4 protein-coding genes are annotated in these 2707 nt (G+C 76.7%); 3 read left to right on the top strand and 1 reads right to left on the bottom strand.

Features of this window, described 5'->3' with window-relative positions; all coding sequences use genetic code 11:
• Window positions 1-162: 162 nt before the first annotated feature.
• A complete protein-coding gene (gene lexA, locus ACFUMH_RS18935) occupies window positions 163-930 on the bottom strand; it encodes a transcriptional repressor LexA (protein ID WP_378209155.1) in 768 nt (255 codons plus the stop codon).
• Window positions 931-1433: 503 nt separating this feature from the next.
• Between lexA and ACFUMH_RS18930 the strand changes: the two genes are divergently transcribed.
• From ACFUMH_RS18930 to ACFUMH_RS18920, 3 genes are all read left to right on the top strand, one after another.
• On the top strand, window positions 1434-1718 hold the full coding sequence (locus ACFUMH_RS18930) for a LysM peptidoglycan-binding domain-containing protein (protein ID WP_378209153.1): 285 nt from the start codon (window positions 1434-1436) through the stop codon (window positions 1716-1718).
• Window positions 1719-1857: 139 nt separating this feature from the next.
• Window positions 1858-2361 (top strand): transcriptional regulator NrdR, encoded by a 504-nt coding sequence (nrdR, locus tag ACFUMH_RS18925; protein ID WP_378209151.1) that lies wholly within the window; start codon window positions 1858-1860, stop codon window positions 2359-2361.
• A 98-nt stretch (window positions 2362-2459) separates the two neighbouring features.
• Complete coding sequence (locus ACFUMH_RS18920; protein WP_378209148.1) at window positions 2460-2645, top strand: DUF5302 domain-containing protein; 186 nt, start codon at window positions 2460-2462, stop codon at window positions 2643-2645.
• The last annotated feature ends 62 nt before the right edge of the window (window positions 2646-2707 follow it).

Genomic DNA, 2707 nt, shown 5'->3' with positions numbered 1-2707 from the left:
GGGCCTGGCGCGGGTGGGGCGGGCGGGGGGGGGGGGCGCCCGGCGGCTGGGGTTTCCGCCGCCCCCCGCCGGCGCCGGGGGCGGGGCGCGTGCGGCGGGTGGGGCGTGCGCGGCACGCGGGACGGGCGTGCGCGGCACGCGGGACGGGTGCGCGCCGGGCGGTCAGAGGCTGCGCAGCACGCTGACGACGCGTCCGAGGACGGTCGCCTCGTCGCCGAGGATGGGCGAGTACGCCGCGTTGTGCGGCAGCAGCCACACGTGCCCGTCGGCGCGCTTGAGCGTCTTGACGGTGGCCTCGCCGTCGATCATCGCCGCGACGATCTCGCCGTTCTCCGCGACGGGCTGGCGGCGCACGACCACCCAGTCGCCGTCGCAGATCGCCGCGTCGACCATCGAGTCCCCGGCGACGCGCAGCAGGAACAGGTCGCCCTCGCCGACCAGCTGGCGCGGCAGCGGGAACACGTCCTCGACCACCTGCTCGGCCAGGATCGGCCCGCCCGCCGCGATGCGGCCGACGACGGGGACGTAGGACGGCGCCGGTGCGCCGTCGCGCTCCGGCGCGTCGGCGCCCAGGTCGAGACCGCCGGCGGGCGGCAGCGTGCCGACCGTGCGGGCGTCGTCCGGCTGGACCACCTCGATGGCGCGGGGGCGGTGGGGGTCGCGGCGCAGGAAGCCCTTGCGCTCCAGCGCCGTGAGCTGGTGCTTGACGCTCGACGGGCTGGTGAGGCCGACGGCGTCGCCGATCTCCCGCATGCTCGGCGGGTAGCCGCGCGTCTCGACGGAGGCGCGGATCGTCTCGAGGACGAGGCGCTGCCGTGCGGTGAGGCCGTCCGACGCCTCCTCCGCCCCGAGCTCGACGACGGTCGCGCCGGCGTCCGCGACGCCCTGCGCGGCCGCGTCGGCCGTCCTGGTCCCGCCCTGCACGCCCACGGCGCCTCCTGCTCCCTGCGGCGCGTCGCGGTCGTCCCGCGCGCACCCGCCTCGTCACCGCGCCGCCTCCCGGTCGCCGGACGCGGCCCGGCGGTACCCGGGGGCGTCAGCGCTGGTCAGCGGCTCGTGTCGGTGGTCGGTGGTGCACTTCCTGACGCGCCCCAGCCTAGGGGCGCACGGGTGCCGGATCAAACATCTGTTCGAGCGTGTCTCGACGGATGTCGGAGGCGTCTGCTAGAACTCGTACAGGCGTTCGACGAACAGGTGTTCGACACCGGGTGCTCGAGACGACGGAGGGCAGGGACATGAGCGCGATGACGATCGCACCCGCGGTGCGCGGTGGACGGGTGGCACGGACGCGCCCGGCCACGACGGGCCGCGCGACGACCGACCGCGGCGCGGCGGGTCGGGCCGCGGCGAGCCGTGTCCCGGCGAGCCGCACCCCGGCGAGCCGTGTCCCGGCGAGCGATGTCGCGTCGGGTCGCACGGCGACCGAGGCGCCGTTGCGCCTGACCGCCCGGGGCCGGGCCGTCGTGTGGGGGCTGGCCCTCGCGCTGGCCACCGGCGTCGGAGGAGCGGCGGTCTCCGCGCAGGCGGACGGCCCGCGCGGCGCCACCGAGGTGCAGCGTGTCGTCGTCGCCCCGGGGCAGACGCTCTGGGGGCTCGCGGCCGAGGTCGCCACGCCGGGCGAGGACGTGCGCGACGTCGTGCTCCGCCTGATGGAGCTCAACGAGCTGCCGGCCGGCGGGCTGCAGGCGGGGCAGACGGTGGTCGTCCCCGTCGGCTGACGGGCTGCGCCGTCCCGTCCGGGCGGGGCGCCGCCGGGCACGTGCTTGCGACCGTGCCATGCACGGCCTACCGTCACGACGTCCCACCGGTCGACGGGCGCCTCGGCGGCCGCGGCACGCCGCTCCCGAGAGGTCTCCCGTGCACTGTCCGTTCTGCCGGCACACCGACTCGCGCGTGGTCGACTCGCGCACGTCCGACGACGGCTCGTCCATCCGTCGTCGTCGGCAGTGCCCGAACTGCCACCGGCGGTTCACCACGGTGGAGACGGCCAGCCTGTCGGTCGTGAAGCGCTCCGGCGCCACCGAGCCGTTCAGCCGCGAGAAGATCGCGAACGGCGTCCGCAAGGCGTGCCAGGGCCGGCCCGTGAGCGAGGACGACCTGGCGCTGCTGGCCCAGAAGGTCGAGGAGACGCTCCGCTCGGCCGGGTCCGCCGAGATCGACGCCTACGAGATCGGCCTCGCGATCCTCGGGCCGCTGCGCGAGCTCGACGAGGTCGCCTACCTCCGGTTCGCGAGCGTCTACCAGGCGTTCGACTCGCTCGACGACTTCGAGTCGGCCATCACGGTGCTGCGCGCGGAGCGCGAGCAGCAGGGCCGCTCCGCCGCGCCGCAGGACGCCTCGGCGGACGAGCCCGCGCGCTGAGCGGCCGGCCGGGGGAGACCCAGCCCACGGCATATGGGCTGGTGCCGCCCGCCGCGGTCCGTCACCCTGGGCTCTCCCGAGGACGACGGAGGTGCCCCATGGCGAACGACCGGCCGAACGCGGCCAGCGACGAGGCGAAGGCCCGGTTCCGCGAGGCGCTCGAGCGCAAGAAGACGCAGGGCCACCGGACGGCCGACGGCACGCGGAACACCGGCCAGGTGCACGGGTCGGAGACCGCCGGCCCGACGCAGCGGCGGTTCCAGCGCAAGTCCGGGTCGGCCTGAGCCGACGACGACCGACCGGACCGCGGTCCGGACGACGAGCGGCGCGTCACCCCCTCGGGAGG

The sequence above is a fragment of the Cellulomonas sp. NPDC057328 genome, assembly GCF_042667215.1.
Lineage (GTDB): Bacteria > Actinomycetota > Actinomycetes > Actinomycetales > Cellulomonadaceae > Cellulomonas.
Note: the sequence above shows the minus strand (reverse complement) of the source record. Positions and strands in the feature narration are given on the sequence as shown.

Coding starts and splice junctions, on each gene's coding strand:
- ACFUMH_RS18920 (WP_378209148.1), top strand. CDS start 2,460: ATGGCGAACGACCGGCCGAACGCGGCCAGCGACGAGGCGAAGGCCCGG.